At 60.7% G+C, this 18,333-nt stretch carries 20 protein-coding genes and 5 tRNA genes; 10 read left to right on the top strand and 15 right to left on the bottom strand.

Annotated features, from left to right (window positions below):
* Positions 1–32: 32 nt before the first annotated feature.
* Entirely contained in the window at positions 33–881 is an 849-nt protein-coding gene (nadC, locus tag HBO24_RS04675) for a carboxylating nicotinate-nucleotide diphosphorylase (protein ID WP_057958406.1), read from the top strand.
* 66 nt (positions 882–947) lie between these two features.
* Here nadC and HBO24_RS04670 read toward each other — a convergent pair whose 3' ends face one another.
* The 4 genes from HBO24_RS04670 to HBO24_RS04655 form a co-directional block, all read right to left on the bottom strand.
* Entirely contained in the window at positions 948–1,253 is a 306-nt protein-coding gene (locus HBO24_RS04670) for a DUF6388 family protein (protein ID WP_057444407.1), read from the bottom strand.
* 137 nt (positions 1,254–1,390) lie between these two features.
* A tRNA-Thr gene (locus HBO24_RS04665) sits at positions 1,391–1,463 on the bottom strand.
* Between the two features lie 39 nt (positions 1,464–1,502).
* Positions 1,503–2,909, bottom strand: coding sequence for an O-antigen ligase family protein (locus HBO24_RS04660; RefSeq protein WP_170044038.1), 1,407 nt, complete (start codon positions 2,907–2,909; stop codon positions 1,503–1,505).
* A 78-nt stretch (positions 2,910–2,987) separates the two neighbouring features.
* On the bottom strand, positions 2,988–3,398 hold the full coding sequence (locus HBO24_RS04655) for a pilin (protein ID WP_170044120.1): 411 nt from the start codon (positions 3,396–3,398) through the stop codon (positions 2,988–2,990).
* 202 nt (positions 3,399–3,600) lie between these two features.
* On the opposite strand from HBO24_RS04655, the gene HBO24_RS04650 reads away from it, so the two are divergent.
* The 4 genes from HBO24_RS04650 to yacG are packed head-to-tail and all read left to right on the top strand — an operon-like array spanning position 3,601 to position 6,522.
* The gene (locus HBO24_RS04650) at positions 3,601–4,827 is read left to right on the top strand and encodes a type II secretion system F family protein (RefSeq protein ID WP_170044037.1); all 1,227 of its coding nucleotides are present in this window, start codon (positions 3,601–3,603) and stop codon (positions 4,825–4,827) included.
* An 8-nt stretch (positions 4,828–4,835) separates the two neighbouring features.
* Positions 4,836–5,702, top strand: a complete 867-nt coding sequence (locus HBO24_RS04645; protein WP_057441189.1) for an A24 family peptidase — start codon at positions 4,836–4,838, stop codon at positions 5,700–5,702.
* The gene (coaE, locus tag HBO24_RS04640) at positions 5,699–6,322 is read left to right on the top strand and encodes a dephospho-CoA kinase (RefSeq protein ID WP_057441061.1); all 624 of its coding nucleotides are present in this window, start codon (positions 5,699–5,701) and stop codon (positions 6,320–6,322) included. Before HBO24_RS04645 ends, coaE begins: the two co-directional genes overlap by 4 nt.
* Positions 6,319–6,522 carry a DNA gyrase inhibitor YacG gene (gene yacG, locus HBO24_RS04635; RefSeq protein ID WP_032861907.1) on the top strand — a complete coding sequence of 68 codons (204 nt, stop codon included), beginning with the start codon at positions 6,319–6,321 and terminating at the stop codon, positions 6,520–6,522. The genes coaE and yacG overlap by 4 nt, the downstream gene beginning before the upstream one ends.
* Here the strand turns inward: yacG and HBO24_RS04630 are convergent.
* From HBO24_RS04630 to HBO24_RS04620, 3 genes are all read right to left on the bottom strand, one after another.
* A complete protein-coding gene (locus HBO24_RS04630; protein WP_057441062.1) occupies positions 6,519–6,734 on the bottom strand; it encodes a hypothetical protein in 216 nt (71 codons plus the stop codon). The two genes, yacG and HBO24_RS04630, sit on opposite strands and share 4 nt — an antisense overlap.
* Before the next feature lie 63 nt (positions 6,735–6,797).
* Positions 6,798–7,487, bottom strand: coding sequence for an energy-coupling factor ABC transporter permease (locus tag HBO24_RS04625; protein WP_057441064.1), 690 nt, complete (start codon positions 7,485–7,487; stop codon positions 6,798–6,800).
* On the bottom strand, positions 7,484–7,951 hold the full coding sequence (locus tag HBO24_RS04620) for a hypothetical protein (protein ID WP_057441067.1): 468 nt from the start codon (positions 7,949–7,951) through the stop codon (positions 7,484–7,486). Before HBO24_RS04620 ends, HBO24_RS04625 begins: the two co-directional genes overlap by 4 nt.
* A gap of 102 nt (positions 7,952–8,053) precedes the next feature.
* Between HBO24_RS04620 and HBO24_RS04615 the strand changes: the two genes are divergently transcribed.
* The 3 genes from HBO24_RS04615 to HBO24_RS04605 are packed head-to-tail and all read left to right on the top strand — an operon-like array spanning position 8,054 to position 10,255.
* Positions 8,054–8,683, top strand: coding sequence for a DUF1780 domain-containing protein (locus tag HBO24_RS04615; RefSeq protein WP_057441069.1), 630 nt, complete (start codon positions 8,054–8,056; stop codon positions 8,681–8,683).
* A gap of 39 nt (positions 8,684–8,722) precedes the next feature.
* The gene (locus HBO24_RS04610) at positions 8,723–8,896 is read left to right on the top strand and encodes a DUF3094 family protein (RefSeq protein ID WP_057441071.1); all 174 of its coding nucleotides are present in this window, start codon (positions 8,723–8,725) and stop codon (positions 8,894–8,896) included.
* Positions 8,897–8,956: 60 nt separating this feature from the next.
* Entirely contained in the window at positions 8,957–10,255 is a 1,299-nt protein-coding gene (locus HBO24_RS04605; RefSeq protein WP_057441073.1) for an NAD(P)/FAD-dependent oxidoreductase, read from the top strand.
* Between the two features lie 239 nt (positions 10,256–10,494).
* Here the strand turns inward: HBO24_RS04605 and HBO24_RS04600 are convergent.
* From HBO24_RS04600 to rluD, 7 genes are all read right to left on the bottom strand, one after another.
* A tRNA-Pro gene (locus HBO24_RS04600) sits at positions 10,495–10,571 on the bottom strand.
* A 96-nt stretch (positions 10,572–10,667) separates the two neighbouring features.
* Positions 10,668–10,743 (bottom strand) — tRNA-Lys (locus HBO24_RS04595).
* Between the two features lie 5 nt (positions 10,744–10,748).
* Positions 10,749–10,825, bottom strand: a tRNA-Pro gene (locus tag HBO24_RS04590).
* A gap of 9 nt (positions 10,826–10,834) precedes the next feature.
* Positions 10,835–10,910: transfer RNA gene (locus HBO24_RS04585), tRNA-Asn, on the bottom strand.
* Between the two features lie 300 nt (positions 10,911–11,210).
* Positions 11,211–13,775, bottom strand: a complete 2,565-nt coding sequence (clpB, locus tag HBO24_RS04580; RefSeq protein ID WP_057441075.1) for an ATP-dependent chaperone ClpB — start codon at positions 13,773–13,775, stop codon at positions 11,211–11,213.
* 154 nt (positions 13,776–13,929) lie between these two features.
* Positions 13,930–14,655 carry a peptidoglycan editing factor PgeF gene (gene pgeF, locus HBO24_RS04575; RefSeq protein ID WP_170059354.1) on the bottom strand — a complete coding sequence of 242 codons (726 nt, stop codon included), beginning with the start codon at positions 14,653–14,655 and terminating at the stop codon, positions 13,930–13,932.
* The gene (gene rluD / locus HBO24_RS04570; protein ID WP_029292014.1) at positions 14,652–15,614 is read right to left on the bottom strand and encodes a 23S rRNA pseudouridine(1911/1915/1917) synthase RluD; all 963 of its coding nucleotides are present in this window, start codon (positions 15,612–15,614) and stop codon (positions 14,652–14,654) included. Before rluD ends, pgeF begins: the two co-directional genes overlap by 4 nt.
* 149 nt (positions 15,615–15,763) lie before the next feature.
* Between rluD and HBO24_RS04565 the strand changes: the two genes are divergently transcribed.
* A complete protein-coding gene (locus HBO24_RS04565) occupies positions 15,764–16,789 on the top strand; it encodes an outer membrane protein assembly factor BamD (protein WP_057441077.1) in 1,026 nt (341 codons plus the stop codon).
* 127 nt (positions 16,790–16,916) lie between these two features.
* Entirely contained in the window at positions 16,917–17,150 is a 234-nt protein-coding gene (locus tag HBO24_RS04560; protein WP_057441079.1) for a PP0621 family protein, read from the top strand.
* A gap of 27 nt (positions 17,151–17,177) precedes the next feature.
* On the opposite strand, the gene thiO is transcribed toward HBO24_RS04560, so the two are convergent.
* Positions 17,178–18,278: a glycine oxidase ThiO gene (thiO, locus tag HBO24_RS04555; protein WP_115129029.1), complete on the bottom strand. Its 1,101-nt coding sequence runs from the start codon at positions 18,276–18,278 to the stop codon at positions 17,178–17,180.
* Between the last annotated feature and the right edge of the window lie 55 nt (positions 18,279–18,333).

Genomic DNA, 18,333 nt, shown 5'->3' with positions numbered 1-18,333 from the left:
ATAATCGAGGCACTTTGTATGTGGAGCCCGCTATGCCGAATCTACGCCTCGCCGACCTCACCGCCGAAATCGAAGCCAACGTGCGCCGCGCACTGCTGGAAGATATCGGCAGCGGCGATATCACCGCGCAACTGATCCCGGCCGAACGCCTGGCCAAGGCCACGATCATCACCCGTGATGCTGCGGTTATCAGTGGCACCGCCTGGGTCGATGCCGTGTTCCGCCAGTTGGACCCACGGGTTGCCGTGCATTGGCAGGTACGCGACGGTGAACGCGTCAGCCCCAACCAGGCGCTGTTCCACCTCGAAGGCCCTGCCCGCTCATTGCTGACCGGCGAACGCAGCGCGCTGAATTTCCTGCAACTGTTGTCAGGCGTGGCCACCCGCGCGCAGTACCTGGCGGACTTTGTCGCCACCACCCAGGTCAAGCTGCTGGACACCCGCAAGACTCTGCCGGGGCTGCGCCTGGCGCAAAAGTACGCGGTGACCTGCGGCGGTTGCCACAATCACCGCATCGGTCTGTATGACGCGTTCCTGATCAAGGAAAACCATATCGCCGCCTGCGGGGGGATTGCACAGGCCATTACTGCCGCCCACAAGATCGCCCCGGGCAAGCCGGTGGAAGTCGAAGTGGAAAGCCTGGAGGAGTTACGCGAGGCCCTGGCGGCAGGTGCCGACATCATCATGCTGGATGAGTTGAGCCTGGACGACATGCGCGAAGCCGTGCGCTTGAACGGCGGCAAGGCCAAGCTGGAAGCCAGTGGCGGGATCAACGAAAGCACTTTGCTGCCCATTGCCGAGACCGGCGTGGACTACATCTCTATCGGCGCGATGACCAAGGATGTGAAGGCGGTGGATCTGTCGATGCGGCTCAGTATCTGAGTCGCTGCAAACTTCAAGCTGCAAGGGCGCCTGGCGACACTTGCAGCTTGAAACCTGCCGTAGCTTCTAAACCACCAGATTGTTCATCTCGCAATACTCTTCCCACTCGACACCCAGCACCTCGGCCGCCTCTTTGTGCAGGGCCAGGCGCGCAGCTTCGAATTCTTCCGCTGTGCAGGTGTACTTGAGGGTCAGTTCCCAAGGCTGGAAGCCCTGGCTCTCGGCCTCGTCCTCGAATGCCCACTGGATCTGGTCGCGCTGATCATCAGCGCTCAGGTCCTTGATCTCTTCCTTAAGCTGCGCCGACTCCTCGAGGTATTTCTTGAGGGCTTCTGCGTGCCGCACTTCCTGGGTCATTTCTGTCGTGGTCATGTCGTTCTCTTAGATCGAAGGAATGGGGATGCATCTGGGTCATCAAGGTTGCGCAGATACAAAAGAACGGGCACGAATACCGGTTCGTCTGGCCTTCAGAACCATTCTGGGATCATCTGAAAACTGTGGTGCCTTTTTGCCCGAGACAGGAATCGAACCTGCGACCTTCGCGTTACGAGTGCGCTGCTCTACCAACTGAGCTACACGGGCTGTGGGCTAAAGCTAGCACTGCAATGGGCGCCCGGCAACTTACCGAATGTGCGGCGCAATGACTCCCTGGACCCAGAAGCGCGGCTGCAGATGGCTTTTGGCAATGTCGATATAGTGCTGGCTACGCTCGGTGGCGCCTGGCAGGTCGCGGTACACGACAAATACCAGCAACGCCACCGACAGCACAGCCGACACCTGCCACGCCCCGCGCAACAGCGGCATCGGCTCGACAACCGGCGTGCGCCACGGATGCAATGCCATCAACCAACCCACCACCAGCGCCAACCACAGTTGCGAATAGGGCATCACGATAATCCCGTCGACCATCGCCTGCACCGTCGCGCCCAGCAGCGCGGCGAATAGACACAGGCGCAGCAGGTCTTGCGGTGCCCCTGACGGCCCTTGCCGATGAATGACCCTCAGTGTGGCCCAGCCGCCGCGCAGCGCCAGCAACGCGACGCACAGGGCCGAGGGCACACCCCATTCACTGGCCCACTGCAGGATTGCCTGGTGCGGATGGGCAGCAATCGGGTTGGGGATATCGGCAAAGTGCATCGGCCCGAAACCGAGCCACGGCCGTTCGCGGATCATGTCCCAGGCTTGCCACCAGATCACTTCACGACCCGAAAGGCTGGTGGTAAGGCGGTCCTTGGAAAGACTGGCAATTTCCAGCCCCAGGTAAGGCGCCAACACCGTGAACAACAACCCGTATAAAACCAGCCCGCCACACAGCGCAGCCAGCTGCCAGGTCAACCAGCGACGCCCCGCCGCCCCCAGAAAAGCCAGGACCAGTGCCGCAACGCCGAAGCCCAGCCAGGTGCCACGGGTGCCGCCACTGATTGCAATCAACCACCATGCACACAACAGGGCGAACACCAGCCCACGCGCCAACCGCGAGGTGCCCGTGAGCAGCAGCGGCAACGCCAGCAAGGGCAAGGTAAACGTCTGGAACTGGCCGTAGAAGCGCTTGTTGGAGAACCCGGAAAGCAGCAGGTCGGTGTCCAGTGTCGGTTCGCCACTGGTAAACGCCAGGACGCCCGCGTACCCATATTGCAGGCTCTTGATCAGGCACAGCAGCAACACAAACAGGATCAGCACCTGATCCAGGGTTTGATCGCCATTGCGTCGCAAGCGGGCAAAAGCTGCGGCAATCACCCCGCAGGTGATCATCAGCGCCCATTCGGTCAACGCCCAGAGAGGCTGGTGGGCCAACAACGAAGAGATCAGGCCCAGGCCGAACACCAGCCCCAGGCCGATAGCGGTGGGTCTATCGACCAGGCGCCCGGCGGGAGTCGCCAGGCCATAGAGCAACGCACACACAGCCACGCCGACCTGCAGCACACGCTGCCAGTCATGACCACTGAAGGACAGGGTGATGCCCAACAGCAAAAGGCTCAGCGCCATCACCAAAAACACGCTTCCTCGCTGTTGCACGGATAACGTCATGGGCACCCCTTACTTCCCTGTGAAGTGCCTGGGAGCCCGTCACGCCAGGCCCCCATCACTGATTTAGGTGGCCCGGGCTCAGTTGCCAGCCGTGCAACCCTTTGCAACGTACTGCTCGTCAGCGTTGGTGGTGCACTTCCAACCGTCACTGGCACTGCGCGCCAGGGTAATGAGCTTGCCCTGGACAGGCGCAGGCGCATCGAGGATCTCACAGGCAATCGAACCCGTCCCCGCAACCACATCGCCCGCCACGCTGATCACGCAATTGGCGGTCGGGCTGGTGCCGCCGATCAGCGCCAGCGTGGGTGCCGTGCCCTGGTTGAAGGTGTCTTCGAAGCCCGCCTTCAACGCCGAGACTTCCGCCAACCCCGCAGTGAACTTGGCCTTGGCCTGGTGCTTGGTATACATGGGCAGGCCAATCGTGGCCAAGATGCCGATGATCGCCACGACGATCAACAACTCGATCAAAGTAAAGCCGTTCTGACGCATCACATTCACTCTCCAGAATAAAACCCATCGCAAGGCACCTCCTGCGCCCTGCCCTCAACAACCGCGCCAGTGTACTCATCCGCGCCGGGCCAGGCCCTCACAAGACGCACAATCTGACATTTTTCCCTTGCCCAATCGCCTGACGGACACACAGCCCTGACTAAGCTGTAAATCGTCACCTGTCGATGAGCCGTAGCACCCCATGAATGATGTCACCGTAAACCCGGCCCCCACCGCCACCTACGCCTGGGAAGGCACCCTGCGCAATGGCCGCAAGGTGTCCGGCGAAACCCGCGGGCATAGCCCGGCCGTGATCAAGGCCCAATTGCGCCGGCAAGGGATCAACCCGGTTCGGGTCCAGATGCGCTCCAGCCTCCTGTCTGGCCTGCGCAACCCCATCACCCCAGCCGATGTTGCGCTGTTCACCCGCCAACTGGCGACCCTGCTGAAGGCGGGAATCCCCCTGCTGCAAGCCTTCGACATGATCGGCGAAGGCTTTGAAAACCGGGCCATGCGCACAATGGTCCAGGGATTGAAGCAGGAGATTGCCGCCGGCAACAGCCTGACCGGCGCGTTATTGAAACAACCGCAGTGCTTCAACGCCCTGTATTGCAGCCTGATCGCGGCCGGCGAACAGGCCGGCACCCTGGAAACCCTGCTGGAGCGGGTCGCCACCCACCTGGAAAAAAGCCAACGCCTCAAGGCCCGGATCAAGAAAGCCATGACCTATCCACTGGTGGTCCTGCTCGTGGCCACCTTGGTCAGCAGTATCTTGCTGATCCACGTCGTGCCCCAGTTCGAAAGCCTGTTCGCCGGCATCGACACGCCGCTGCCGCGCTTTACCCTGCTGGTTATTGTGCTGTCCGAATTCATGCAAAGCGCGTGGTGGATGCTGTTGCTGGCCGTGGTGGCGACTACTTGGGGCATACGTCGCAGCTATCGTCGACACAGTGGTTTTCGTCTGTGGCTGGACGCTGGTTTGTTGAAAGTGCCATTGGCAGGCACACTGCTGAAAAAAACCGCTGTCGCCCGCTACGCTCGCACCCTCGCCACCACCTTTGCCGCCGGCGTACCGCTGGCACAGGCGTTGGATTCAGTGGCGGGAGCCGCCGGCAACGAACGCTTCAAACAAGCAGTCACGCGTATGCGCCAGGACGTAGCAATAGGAATGCAATTGAATCGAACTATGACCGCCAGCGGCCTGTTCCCTGGCATGGCGATCCAGATGACAGCCATCGGCGAAGAATCGGGCGCACTGGACAGCATGCTGGAGAAGGTCGCCGACCATTATGAAACGGACGTCGACAACCTGGTGGACAACCTGACCAGCCTGATGGAACCGCTGATCATGGTGGTGCTCGGCAGCATTGTCGGGGCGCTGGTGATCGCCATGTACCTGCCGATCTTCCAGCTCGGCACGGCGTTTTGAACATGACCCTGGACCTCCTCCTGACCCTCCATCCCTGGCTGTTCGTCTGGGCTTCACTGGTGCTGGGGCTGATCGTCGGCAGCTTCCTCAACGTGCTGGTCTGGCGCCTGCCAAAAATGCTCGAGCGCGACTGGCGCGCCCAGGCCCATGAAATACTCGGCCTGCCCCCGGAATCCGGCGGCCCGACCTATAACCTGTTGCACCCCAACTCCTGCTGCCCGCACTGCTCACAGCCGATTCGCCCGTGGCAAAACATCCCGGTGCTCAGCTACTTGCTGCTGAGGGGGCGCTGCGCGCAGTGCCACGGTTCCATCAGCCCACGCTACCCGCTGACCGAACTGGCGTGCGGGCTGCTTTCGGCATTTATTGCCTGGCATTACGGCTTCGGCTGGCCAGCCGCTGGCGTGCTGTTCTTGAGCTGGGGCTTGCTGGCCATGAGCCTGATCGACGCCGATCACCAACTGCTGCCGGATGTGCTGGTGCTGCCACTGCTGTGGCTGGGGTTGATCCTCAATTATTTCGAGTTGTACACGACCCTGCCCGATGCCCTGCTGGGCGCGGTTGCCGGTTACCTGAGCCTGTGGTCGGTGTTCTGGCTGTTCAAGTTGTGCACCGGCAAGGACGGCATGGGCTATGGCGACTTCAAGCTGCTGGCCCTGCTCGGTGCCTGGGGCGGTTGGCAGATCCTGCCGCTGACGCTGTTGCTGGCATCGCTGGTGGGTGCGATCGCAGGGGTGATTGTCTTGCGCATACGCAACGCGCAGACGTCAGTGCCCTTGCCTTTTGGTCCCTATCTGGCGATTGCCGGCTGGATTGCATTGCTCTGGGGTGGTCAAATAACCGACTTCTATTTGCAGTCTGTCGGTTTCAGATGACCACTTCTGTCGCAACACCCTGGATTCTTGGCCTGACGGGCGGCATCGGCAGCGGTAAAAGCGCTGCGGCCCAGCACTTTATCGACCTTGGCGTGGACCTTATCGACGCCGACCATGCCTCGCGCTGGGTGGTGGAACCCGGCCGCCCGGCGCTGGCGAGGATTGCCGAGCACTTCGGCGGCGAGATCCTGCTGCCCGATGGCCAACTGGATCGCGCGGCCTTGCGCAAGCGCATTTTCGAGGCGCCGCAAGAACGCCTGTGGCTTGAGGCCCTGCTGCATCCGTTGATTGCCGACGAGATCCGTAGCCATCTGGCCCGCGCCCGCTCACCCTATGCGATCCTGGTGTCGCCGTTGTTGATCGAGTCGGGCCAGCACACCATGACCCAGCGCATCCTGGTGATCGATGTGCCGCAAGCAACGCAGATTCAGCGTACCCTGCTGCGCGATGGCATCAGCGAAGAACAGGTGCAGGCGATTCTCAAGGCCCAGGCCTCACGGGAAGACCGTTTGCGCCAAGCCGACGATGTACTGGTCAATGATCAGGACCTGGCCTGGCTAAAGGCCGAGGTCGAGCGACTGCACCACTTTTACCTTACTTTGCGTGGAGGCCGAACATGAGCCAACCCTTGACCGTCGAATGCCCAACCTGCGGCGCCCCCGTGGAATGGAAAGCGACCAACCTCAACCGGCCATTCTGCTCGGATCGCTGCAAACTGATCGACCTGGGCGCCTGGGCTGCGGAAGAACACAAGATTCCGGTCAGCCCGGACGCCGAAGACGAATTGTTCTCCGAAGACCTGCCACCGCGCGCCCACTAAGGCCGCATAAAGCCGTAATCCTGCTGGTCGTCGAGGTTTTCCGCGAGAAATTGCAACTCGTCGGCCAGGTCTTCGGCACTGCGCACGCCTTTGCTCTGCTGCACCACCGCGCTGAGCAAGGCGCGCAGGCTCAGACCCGGGTCAAAACCGATTTCCTGTGCTGCGTCCTGGCTTCTGCGCAACTCCTGCCGTGCCCACTCGTACACACTCATGATCGTGCTCCTGGAAGTTTCGCAGAGCATGCGACCACTTTTGCGTGGCACCCTTGATTTGGATCAAGGGCGCGAATTGTCGTCTTTCCAGGGCGCCGAGAGGTAGCGCGTGCGGTTGAACGTCTCAAGCCACTCCGGGCAAAACACCACCAGCGCACTGATCACGGTGCCGTTGATAAAGGCTTCGGGAAAGATGATCAGCCACAGGTAACCGATAAAATCCTCGATCCACTCCGGCATGGCGAAGCGGCCGTCCAGCCACAGCAGGCCCAGGCCCGCCAATAGGCACAACAACGCCGACAGAGCAGCGGCAAAAAAACCCGAACAAAAGATATACACAAAAGGATTGCGCGGCTGCGCCCGCTCCACCAGCAGCGCGCACGTCTCTGTCACCAACACCGGTAGCAGGACCAGCAGCGCGCCATTGACCCCGACCGCCGCCAAGTCCTGGCGCCCGAGCAGCACCAGGCCCAACTGTGCCGCCAGCCCACCGACAATCGCCAAGGGCCAGTCGAGCAGCAGGGTCACGGCGGTCATGCCGATAAAGTGGTAGGACACCCCGGTATCGAAGTCCCGACGCACCAGCCACAGCATGAACAGCGCGAACACCGTGCCAAACAACAGGTGCTGGCGGCGCCGGTCGGCAAACAGTTCGACCCAGGACGAGCGCAGGATCGCCCAGACAATTACCGGCGCATACAGCAGCCAGCCCAGCCACAGGGTTTGCGGCGCCAGCACGGCGGCACTGATCACGGCTGCACCTGCTCCAGGGCCTGGCGCAGCTCGGCGGCAGTCGCGTATTCATGGCGCGCAACCAGCTTGCCGTCTTCGAGTTGCAACCACAGCACTTTATCCACAGGCGCCGGATAACGCGGAGCGATCCGCGCATCACGGTCAAGCATCACCCGGTAGTTGTAGGCTTGCATCGCCGGGACGGCAAAGAGCTTGGCGATCAGCCTCGGCATACGCTGGATATCGGCGACAAACACCACATGGCGCGCCTCCAGATACCCCTTGGGCTGGCCCTGCAAGGCCGCATCCACCAACTTGGCGGCATCCATGCTGCGCGCCACCAGCAAGACCTGCGCCTGGTTATCCAGGGTATAGGCCTGGTCGAATTGATCGAGCAGGGTCCACGGCGCCAGCCGCTCCCCGAGTTCAACCGCCTGGGCCCACAGGGGCAAAAGGCTGAGCAACACCGTAAGCAAAAACTTCACCGCGAACTCCTTGTGCAAAACCGTCGACAGAACCGCCAGTCTACACCGAGCCTTTTCACACGGGACTTCCTGCAGTCATCATTTGAACGCTAAGCTGCAAGCATGGATGACTCAGATTATTTGCGCCTGCTCACCATAGCGGCCGAACAAGCCAACGCGTTCCTGTCCAATGCCCGCAAATGGGAGCGTGAGCGTTGGGTCTGCCAGCGCCTGCTACAAGGCCTGAATGTGCCCTACCGCGCCGAAGAGTTTCATGCCGCCGGTCAGGAGCCGCCGGACGTACTGTTTCGCGATGCCAGCTTCGAAGTGTTTTTTGTCCTCGATGAAGGCCGGCGCCTGAATGACGAGTGGCGCGACGAACTGGTGCGTCGGCGCAGCGCTTTTTCCCTGAGCCAACTGGTGCGGCGCGAGGCCAAGCCCAGGCGCATTCCCGCTCATGAATTCCTGCTGCGCCTGGCCCCGACCCTGCGCAAGAAAGCCCATAACTACAAAGAACGCGGCATGGACCTCGGGGAGCTGGATATCATCGCCTTCGCCAGCCTCAAGCGCGAAGTACTGGACCTCAACAGCCATTTCCCGCCGCCCACCGAATACCTGCGCCAGGGCTGGCGCTCGCTGTCGTTGGTCGGCCCGACCTTTGCGCGGGTGCTGTTCGCCCATCCCGACGCACCGGATTTCTTGCGCAACAACCTGGGGCGCAGCATAGTGTTCGATGTGGGTATCAGCCTGTAACGTGATGCCCTTTTGCAACGTCTCCCTGACGAGGCCTTTATGACCAGCCGCCTGAACCCTGACGACCAACAACATGTCGAAGAGTACCTGCAACTGTCCCAGCACCAGGTTGAGCGCAAGCCTTTCCGGCCGTGGCTGCTCCTTGGGGTGGTACTGGTTGTGGTGATTGGCCTGGGCGTCCTGAGCCGCCTTTTGAGTTACCTGACGCTATGAGCTGCCTGGCGCTCGCTCGGGTAACTGCACCGATTTCTTTTAGCCTTGCGAGATACCCCCATGACCCATCGTATTATTATCGTCGGCGGCGGCGCCGGCGGCCTGGAGTTGGCTACCCGCCTGGGTAAGACTCTGGGCAAGCGCGGTACCGCCAGTGTCACGCTGGTGGATACCAACCTGACCCATATCTGGAAGCCCCTGCTGCACGAGGTGGCCGCCGGCTCGCTGAACTCCTCTGAAGACGAACTCAATTATGTTGCCCAGGCAAAATGGAACCACTTCGAGTTCCAGCTGGGGCGCATGAGCGGGCTCGATCGTGAACAGAAGAAAATCCAGCTGGCCGCGACCCTCGATGAAGAAGGCCGGGAACTGGTGCCTGCGCGCGTGCTGGGTTACGACACCCTGGTGATTGCCGTCGGCAGCACCACCAATGACTTCGGTACCGAAGGCGCGGCGCAGCACTGCCTGTTCCTCGATACCCGCAAGCAGGCCGAACGTTTCCACCAGCAATTGCTCAACCACTACCTGCGCGCCCATGCCGGGCAAACCGATGTGGTGGAACAGATCAGCGTGGCAATCGTTGGCGCTGGCGCCACCGGCGTCGAACTGGCCGCCGAGCTGCACAATGCGGCCCACGAACTGGCGGCCTATGGCCTGGACCGGATCAAGCCGGAAAACATGTACATCACCCTGATCGAAGCCGGGCCCCGGGTATTGCCGGCCCTGCCAGAGCGAATCAGCGGGCCTGTGCATAAAACCCTGGAAAAGCTTGGGGTGACGGTCATGACTAACTCGGCCGTGAGTGAAGTCACCGCCGACAGCCTGATTACCAGCAGTGGCCAGGTGATCCCTGCCAGCCTCAAGGTCTGGGCGGCGGGGATTCGCGCGCCAGGTTTCCTCAAGGACATCGACGGCCTGGAGACCAACCGCATCAACCAACTGCAGGTGCTGCCAACCCTGCAGACTACCCGTGACGAGAATATCTTCGCCTTCGGTGACTGCGCGGCCTGCCCGCAACCGGGCACCGACCGCAACGTTCCGCCACGGGCGCAAGCGGCGCACCAGCAGGCGTCGCTGCTGGCTAAATCGCTGAAGTTGCGCATCGACGGCAAGGCGCTGCCCAGCTACAAGTACACCGATTACGGCTCCCTGATCTCGCTGTCGCGTTTTTCGGCTGTGGGTAACTTGATGGGCAACCTGACCGGCAGTGTGATGCTCGAAGGCTGGCTGGCGCGGATGTTCTATGTGTCGCTGTACCGCATGCACCAGATGGCGTTGTACGGGTTCTTCCGCACGATGATGTTGATGCTGGGCAGCAAAATCGGACGGGGCACCGAGCCGCGGCTCAAACTTCACTGACAATACGGTTCCGGACGGGGCGCAAGCGAGGCGATTTTGTAAGCATGCGCGCCCTGCCCCCTCTGTGGGAGCTGTCTCGCCCTGCGAGGCTGCGATAGCGGTGTGCCAGGCGACATAAAGGCTGGCAGTGACGCCGCCCTCGCAGGGCGAGACAGCTCCCACCTTTGATCACCATGCACCTTCAGGTTTTGCGCAGACAAAAAAAATCCCCGTATCTTTCGATACGAGGATTTTTAATATGGTCGGGGTAAGGGGATTCGAACTCCTGACATCCTGCTCCCAAAGCAGGCGCGCTACCGGACTGCGCTATACCCCGGTAAAAAAAAGGCGACCTTTTCAAGTCGCCTTCTTCGATCAGGACTTTTGGCCTCTGATCTTAAGATTCGATTCCAGCGTTAACTGGTCTCAAAAATGGTGGGTCGTGTGGGATTCGAACCTACGACCAATTGGTTAAAAGCCAACTGCTCTACCAACTGAGCTAACGACCCAAATATGGTCGGGGTAAGGGGATTCGAACTCCTGACATCCTGCTCCCAAAGCAGGCGCGCTACCGGACTGCGCTATACCCCGGTTTGAAATTGGCTCCGTGACCAGGACTCGAACCTGGGACCCAATGATTAACAGTCATTTGCTCTACCGACTGAGCTATCACGGAACTACATATTTCAAAGTACTACGGTGCTGCTTGTTACCTTCTCTTCGACTTGTCCGTATCGCTACGTTCGTGTCTCTGAGGCGCGCTATTCTACAATCTTAAAAACCCCTGTCAACCCTTTAAATTGCTTTTAAGACAATGATTTGCGCTTCTTTCTGATTTCTCCTTGGGGAGAAGAAACCCGTGGGCTGACGTTGCTGCGGGGCGCACTTTACAAGCCTTTGCCTTACAGTTCAACGCCCTATCGAAAAAAAAGGCCCCGCAATGCGGGGCCTTTGCTCATAACCACCCAATTCGGGCTTAGTGGAAGACGATTTCGTCGTTTTCCACGGTGGCCTTGACGCTGGTCCCCGGGATAAAGCTGCCCGACAGGATCAGTTGGGCCAACGGGTTCTCGATCCAGCGCTGGATCGCACGCTTCAACGGCCGCGCGCCATACACCGGGTCGTAACCGACGGCGATCAACTTGTCCAAAGCCTCGCTGCTCAGTTCCAGCATCAGCTCGCGCTCTGCCAGACGGCTGCGCAGGCGGCCCAGTTGGATCTCGGTGATACCGGCGATCTGATCCCGCGCCAAAGGCTCGAAGATCACTACCTCATCGACCCGATTGATAAATTCCGGGCGGAAGTGGCTGGTCAGCGCATCCATTACCGCAGCACGCTGGCCTTCACGATCACCGACCATCTCCTGGATCTGTACCGAGCCCAGGTTGGAGGTCATCACGATCACCGTATTACGGAAGTCCACGGTACGTCCGTGACTGTCCGTCAGCCGGCCATCTTCCAACACCTGCAGCAACACGTTGAACACATCCGGGTGGGCCTTCTCGACCTCATCCAGGAGGATTACCGAGTAAGGCTTGCGCCGTACCGCTTCGGTCAGGTAGCCGCCTTCCTCGTAGCCCACATAGCCTGGTGGCGCCCCGATCAAACGAGCCACGGAATGTTTCTCCATGAACTCGGACATATCAATGCGCACCATCGCCTCTTCTGTATCAAAGAGGAACTCGGCCAGGGCTTTGCACAGCTCGGTCTTACCCACACCGGTCGGGCCGAGGAACATGAACGAGCCGCTCGGACGGTTCGGGTCGGACAAGCCGGCGCGGGAACGCCGCACCGCGTTGGACACTGCCACCACGGCCTCTTCCTGGCCAATCACGCGCTGGTGCAACAGGCTTTCCATACGCAACAGTTTGTCACGCTCGCCTTCCAGCATTTTCGACACAGGAATGCCGGTCCACTTGGACACAACCTCGGCAATTTCTTCCTCGGTCACCTTGCTGCGCAGCAACTGGTTTTCGCTGTGGCCATGCTGGTCGACCATTTGCAGGCTGCGTTCTAGGTCCGGGATCACCCCGTACTGCAACTCGGCCATGCGGTTCAGGTCGCCTTTACGGCGGGCAGCTTCCAGTTCCTGGCGCGATTGCTCGATCTTCTGCTGGATCTGTGCGGAACCCTGCACTTCGGCTTTTTCCGAGGTCCAGATTTCTTCCAGGTCCGAATACTCACGCTCCAGACGGCCGATTTCCTCCTGGAGTTTTTCCAGGCGTTTCTTCGCCGCGTCATCGTCTTCTTTTTTCAGCGCCTGGGATTCGACTTTCAGTTGAATCAGGCGGCGCTCCAGGCGATCCAGCACTTCAGGCTTGGAGTCGATCTCCATGCGAATCCGGCTGGCCGCTTCGTCGATCAAGTCGATGGCCTTGTCCGGCAACTGACGATCAGTGATATAGCGATGGCTCAACTTGGCCGCCGCAATGATCGCGCCATCAGTGATTGCCACGCGGTGGTGGACCTCATAACGCTCTTTCAGGCCACGCAGGATCGCGATGGTGTCTTCTTCGCTCGGTTCTTCCACCAGGACTTTCTGGAAACGACGCTCAAGGGCCGCATCCTTTTCAATGTACTGGCGATACTCGTTGAGCGTGGTAGCACCCACGCAATGCAACTCACCCCGAGCCAGTGCAGGCTTGAGCATGTTGCCTGCGTCCATCGAGCCTTCACCTTTACCGGCGCCGACCATGGTGTGCAGTTCGTCGATAAACAGAATGATCTGCCCTTCCTGCTTCGACAGCTCGTTAAGCAGGGATTTCAGGCGCTCTTCAAACTCACCACGGAACTTGGCACCGGCAATCAAAGCCCCCATGTCCAGGGACAGCAAACGCTTGCCCTTGAGGCCGTCCGGCACTTCACCATTAATGATGCGCTGGGCCAGGCCCTCGGCGATGGCGGTTTTACCCACCCCAGGCTCACCGATCAGCACCGGGTTGTTCTTGGTGCGGCGCTGCAGGACCTGGATGGTGCGACGAATCTCGTCGTCACGCCCGATTACCGGGTCCAGCTTCCCGTCTTCGGCGCGCTTGGTCAGGTCGACGGTGTATTTGTCCAGGGCCTGGCGCGACTCCTCATGATTGGGGTCATTCACCGCGTCGCCGCCGCGCAGGTTGTTGATGGCATTTTCCAGGGCCTTTTTGCTCACGCCCTGGCCCAGCAACAACTTGCCGAGCTTGCTGTTTTCATCCATGGCGGCGAGCAGCACCAGTTCGCTGGAGATGAACTGGTCGCCTTTCTGCTGGGCCAGGCGATCGGCCTGGTTAAGCAGGCGCGCCAGATCCTGGGACATATTCACGTCACCCGTCGGATTCTGGATTTTCGGCAGTTGGTCGAGCTCTTTGCTCAACTCCTTGCGCAGGCTGTTGACGTCGAAGCCCACCTGCATCAACAGGGGCTTGATAGAACCACCCTGCTGTTCGAGGAGTGCCTGCATCAAGTGCGCGGGCTCGATGGCCGGATGGTCGAGGCCAACGGCCAGGGATTGGGAATCCGATAACGCCAATTGTAATTTGCTGGTTAAACGATCAATACGCATTAGTCACCTTCCTTTTGAGCAGGCCGGAGCTATGTGCGAGCGAGCTTGCTCGCGAGAAACGCATCCTGAATGAAGAAACCTGCCAGATACCCCTATAGATGGGGGGGATTCTGGAACATTCAAGCCGGCAATGCTTGATATGGATCAGGAGAGTCTAGCGTTCGAGCCAGATCAGGGAGGCAAATCGACCGGTACGCGGGCTGCGCCGGTAAGAAAAGAAGCGCGGGTCGGTCACAGTGCACAAACCGCCACCGTAGACAGCGGTGATACCACGCGCAGCCAGGCGCAGGCGCGCCAGCTGGTAGATATCAGCCAGGAACTTGCCAGGGTTGTGGCTGGGAACGAAAGCCTGCGCGGTTTGCGGGTGTTGCTGCATAAAGGCTTCACGCACTTCCGGGCCGACTTCAAAGACCTTTGGGCCAATCGCCGGGCCCAACCACACCAGTACGTCGGCAGGCGCAGCATCCAGGCTGTCGGCGGCCGCTTCCAGCACACCCGCCGCCAGGCCACGCCAACCGGCATGGGCGGCAGCAACACGAGTTCCGGACTTATTGCAAAACAAGGCCGGCAGGCAATCGGCGGTCATCGCCGTGCAGGCGATGCCGGGCGTACCGGTCCAACTGCCGTCGGCCTCGGCAATCCGTCCCGGATCGGCCTCGACCACGACCACACCATGAACCTGGCGCAACCAGGCGGGCTGGATAGCAAATGCGGCGGTGAGACGACGGCGATTCTCAAGCACAGCTTCGGGGCTGTCCTCGACATGATCGCCTAAGTTGAGGCTGTCGAACGGCGCCAGACTGACGCCGCCCGTACGGGTGGTGACGCAGGCTTTGACCCCGGCCGGCGCAGGCCAGTCAGGAATCAGCCAGTCATTCATCCGACAAAGGCCTCGCGGTCCTGCTTGAGCAACGACAGCAACCAGACAAAATCGTCGGGCAGAGGCGATTCCCAGCTCATCCGCTCACCGCTCGTCGGATGATCCAGTTCCAGGAAGCGTGCATGCAGCGCCTGGCGCGGGAACGACTTCAGCGACTCGACCATGGTCACACTGGCGGCCGGCGGAATACGGAAGCGACCACCGTAGGCCGGATCGCCGACCAACGGGAAGTTGATATGCGCCATATGTACCCGAATCTGGTGGGTACGGCCGGTTTCCAGCTTGACCCGCACATGGGTGTGGGAACGGAAACGCTCCAGCACGCGGTAGTGGCTGACGGCCTGCTTGCCGCCCTCCATCACCGCCATGCGCTGGCGCTGCTGGCCGTGACGACCGATAGGCGCGTTGATCTTGCCACCGGCTACGACCACACCAATCACGATGCACTCATAGATGCGACTGACACTGCGGCTCTGCAATTGTGTGACCAACTGCGTCTGCGCCTGAATGGTCTTGGCCACGACCATCAGACCAGTGGTGTCCTTGTCCAGGCGGTGGACGATGCCGCAGCGCGGGACGTTGATGATGTCCGGCACATGGTGCAACAAGGCATTGAGCAAGGTGCCATCAGCGTGCCCGGCCGCCGGGTGAACCACCAGGCCTGCGGGTTTGTTGATCACCAGGATGTCGTCGTCTTCATAGACGATATCCAGCTCGATGTCCTGGGCGATCCATTCTCCCTGGGCTTCCTGCTCGGCAGTCAGCTCAAGAACCGAACCGCCATGCACTATGTCTCGCGGGCGGATAACCGCTCCATCCACAGTCAGGCGGCCGTCTTTGATCCAGGCGGAAAGGCGCGAGCGCGAGTGCTCAGCGAATAGTTGTGCGGCGACTTGATCGAGGCGTTGGCCGCCCAATTCGGACGGCACCTCTGCGCGAAGTTCAATTTTATCGGACATGCTCAGACTAGGCGTGGCACAGCCTTTGGTTTCGGCTGCGCGCTTGTGGTTAAATACGGCGTCTTTTGCCCCGAGGCTTTCATCGGGGCGCTCATCATAACAGGACGGCCCCGCCCAAGACAGCGGCCGTCATAGGGACGCAAGCCGCCATGCAAGTGAAACACCTGCTGCTGATCGCCATCCTCGCCATGACTGCTGCTTGCTCGTCAACAAAGGACGTCGTCGACGAAAACCTCAGTGAAGTCGAGCTGTACCAGCAGGCTCAGGCCGACCTGGACAACAATAGCTACACAAGCGCCACGGCCAAACTCAAGGCCCTGGAGTCGCGTTATCCGTTTGGACGCTATGCCGACCAGGCCCAGCTCGAACTGATCTATGCGAACTACAAGAACGCCGAGCCGGAAGCTGCCAAGTCCGCTGCCGAGCGTTTTATCCGCCTGCACCCGCAGCATCCGAACGTGGACTACGCCTACTACCTCAAGGGCCTGACCTCGTTTGACCAGGACGTTGGCCTGCTGGCGCGCTTCCTGCCGCTGGACATGACCAAGCGTGACCCAGGTGCCGCGCGCGACTCCTATAACGAGTTCGCCCAGCTGACCAGCCGCTTCCCCAACAGCCGCTACGCGCCGGACGCCAAGCAGCGCATGATCTACCTGCGCAACCTGCTGGCTTCCTACGAAATCCACGTAGCCCACTACTACTTGACGCGCCAGGCCTATGTCGCCGCCGCCAACCGTGGTCGCTATGTGGTGGAGAACTTCCAGGAAACCCCTTCCGTGGGTGACGGCCTGGCAGTGATGACCGAGGCTTACCAGCGCCTGCACCTCGATACCCTGGCCGCTACCAGCCTGGAGACCCTGAAACTCAACTACCCGGACCACCCTAGCCTGCAAGACGGCCAGTTTGTGCCGCAGGTTGCCGAAGCGGACAACCGCTCGTGGTTGAGCAAGTACACCCTGGGCATGATCGAGTCCCGTCCACCGCTGCCGCCGGGCGAAACCCGCGCCAACCAGGACATCCTCAAGCAGTACCAGGATGCCAAGGACGCCATTCCGTCGGAGCTCAAGCCCCATGACGAGAACGGCGACGTGATCGAGGAAGAAGCACCAGAAGCCCTGGGCAACAACCAGGATCGCTCGTGGTTCAGCTACATGACGTTCGGTGTCTTTGACTGAAACCCGTCTTGGCAGCGCAAGAAGGAGCCCCTCGGGGCTCCTTTTTTCATGGCGCGACTTTATTACCCTGTGCGCCGCTAACATCCTTGGCTAAACTGCCGGATTCCCTGTTGAGAAGCTGCCTGCCATGGTTCGTTTACTGTTCTGGATTGCCCTGATTGCTGCTGCGGTATGGTTCTGGCGCAAGTTCAAGCGCCCCGCTTCGACGCAGCAACAGCCCGGCGAACAAGGCGCCGCGCCGATGGTTCGCTGTGCACACTGTGGCGTGCATCTGCCGCAGGACCGGGCACTGAGCCAGCGCCAGGACTGGTATTGCACCCAGGCGCATCTGGAGCAGGGTCCGAAGTCTATCGAGCGCTGAGTCCTCTGGAACGGTAGGCGCCCCGGTTTATATCCGACCAGTGGGCGCGTAAGGGGCCGGGTCGATCACCGGCTTATGCCCCAGCAGCAAGTCAGCAAACAACTGGCAAGACGCAGGCGCCAATACCAGGCCATTGCGGTAATGCCCGCAGTTGAGCCACAGCCCTTCAAACCCTGGCACCTTGCCGATATAGGGAATGCCCTCCGGCGAACCAGGCCGCAAACCGGCCCAATGCCCCACCACCTTGGCATCCGCCAGGGCCGGAATCAGTTCCACAGCCGAGGCTTTGAGGCTGTCCAGAGCCGATTCGGTCGGTGTCTTGTCGAAACCTTCATGCTCCAGCGTGCTGCCAATCAGGATATGTCCGTCCCGGCGGGGAATCGCATAGCGCCCCTTCGCCAGGACCATGCAGGACAGAAAGTCCGAAGCACACTTGTACAAAATCATCTGGCCCTTGACCGGCTCCACCGGCAGCGTCAGCCCCAGGCTGGCGAGCAGCTCACCACTCCAGGCACCGGCCGCGAGCACTACCTGGTCGCCTCGCACCTCGCCCTGCGCAGTATTGACCCCGACAATGCTGCCGCCCTCCTGGATAAAGCCCTGTACCGCGCACTGCTCATGCAGGGTCACACCCGGCAATGCCAGCAACGCCGCCTTCAGGGACTTGATCAAGCGTGGATTGCGTACATTGGCCACGTTCGCCATATAGATAGCCTCGGCGAACCCCGCGCCCAATACCGGCACCGCGTCACGGGCGGCCGACACATCCACCTTGCTCAAGGGCCGACCTTCCCGCGCAGCCCAGGCCAGGGCGTCGGCCTCGTCATCGAGGTCCAGCCAATACAGGCCCGTGGTATGAACCTCGGGATCCACGCCGGTGGCCGCAAACAGGCGCTGGGCCAATTGCGGGTAAAAATCCTGGGACCAATGGGCCAGCGCCGTGACGGCCGGGCTGTAGCGCCAGGGATATAACGGCGAAACAATCCCGCCACCGGCCCAGGAAGACTCCTGCCCAACCGACGAACGGTCAAGCACCACCACCGTCAGCCCCTGGGTTGCCAGGTTGAACGCCGTCAACAGCCCGATAACACCACCACCCACAACCACGACTTGCTGTTGCTTGGTCATTGTTCGATCCAGCTCATAAAAAGAAAGGAGTGCTCCAGGCACCCCGTCGCCCACC

The organism is Pseudomonas sp. WS 5410 (assembly GCF_012985645.1).
GTDB classification, from domain to species: domain Bacteria; phylum Pseudomonadota; class Gammaproteobacteria; order Pseudomonadales; family Pseudomonadaceae; genus Aquipseudomonas; species Aquipseudomonas shahriarae.
The sequence above is the reverse complement of the archived record's forward strand: the minus strand, read 5'-3'. Positions and strand labels throughout refer to the sequence as shown.

Excerpts from the sequence above, each read along its gene's own strand:
- clpB (WP_057441075.1), bottom strand. The coding sequence starts at position 13,775 with ATGCGTATTGATCGTTTAACCAGCAAATTACAATTGGCGTTATCGGAT.
- HBO24_RS04605 (WP_057441073.1), top strand. The coding sequence starts at position 8,957 with ATGACCCATCGTATTATTATCGTCGGCGGCGGCGCCGGCGGCCTGGAG.
- HBO24_RS04565 (WP_057441077.1), top strand. The coding sequence starts at position 15,764 with ATGCAAGTGAAACACCTGCTGCTGATCGCCATCCTCGCCATGACTGCT.
- yacG (WP_032861907.1), top strand. The coding sequence starts at position 6,319 with ATGAGCCAACCCTTGACCGTCGAATGCCCAACCTGCGGCGCCCCCGTG.
- coaE (WP_057441061.1), top strand. The coding sequence starts at position 5,699 with ATGACCACTTCTGTCGCAACACCCTGGATTCTTGGCCTGACGGGCGGC.
- thiO (WP_115129029.1), bottom strand. The coding sequence starts at position 18,278 with ATGACCAAGCAACAGCAAGTCGTGGTTGTGGGTGGTGGTGTTATCGGG.
- HBO24_RS04655 (WP_170044120.1), bottom strand. The coding sequence starts at position 3,398 with ATGCGTCAGAACGGCTTTACTTTGATCGAGTTGTTGATCGTCGTGGCG.
- HBO24_RS04650 (WP_170044037.1), top strand. The coding sequence starts at position 3,601 with ATGAATGATGTCACCGTAAACCCGGCCCCCACCGCCACCTACGCCTGG.
- HBO24_RS04630 (WP_057441062.1), bottom strand. The coding sequence starts at position 6,734 with ATGAGTGTGTACGAGTGGGCACGGCAGGAGTTGCGCAGAAGCCAGGAC.
- rluD (WP_029292014.1), bottom strand. The coding sequence starts at position 15,614 with ATGTCCGATAAAATTGAACTTCGCGCAGAGGTGCCGTCCGAATTGGGC.
- HBO24_RS04560 (WP_057441079.1), top strand. The coding sequence starts at position 16,917 with ATGGTTCGTTTACTGTTCTGGATTGCCCTGATTGCTGCTGCGGTATGG.
- nadC (WP_057958406.1), top strand. The coding sequence starts at position 33 with ATGCCGAATCTACGCCTCGCCGACCTCACCGCCGAAATCGAAGCCAAC.
- HBO24_RS04610 (WP_057441071.1), top strand. The coding sequence starts at position 8,723 with ATGACCAGCCGCCTGAACCCTGACGACCAACAACATGTCGAAGAGTAC.
- HBO24_RS04670 (WP_057444407.1), bottom strand. The coding sequence starts at position 1,253 with ATGACCACGACAGAAATGACCCAGGAAGTGCGGCACGCAGAAGCCCTC.
- HBO24_RS04660 (WP_170044038.1), bottom strand. The coding sequence starts at position 2,909 with ATGACGTTATCCGTGCAACAGCGAGGAAGCGTGTTTTTGGTGATGGCG.
- HBO24_RS04615 (WP_057441069.1), top strand. The coding sequence starts at position 8,054 with ATGGATGACTCAGATTATTTGCGCCTGCTCACCATAGCGGCCGAACAA.
- pgeF (WP_170059354.1), bottom strand. The coding sequence starts at position 14,655 with ATGAATGACTGGCTGATTCCTGACTGGCCTGCGCCGGCCGGGGTCAAA.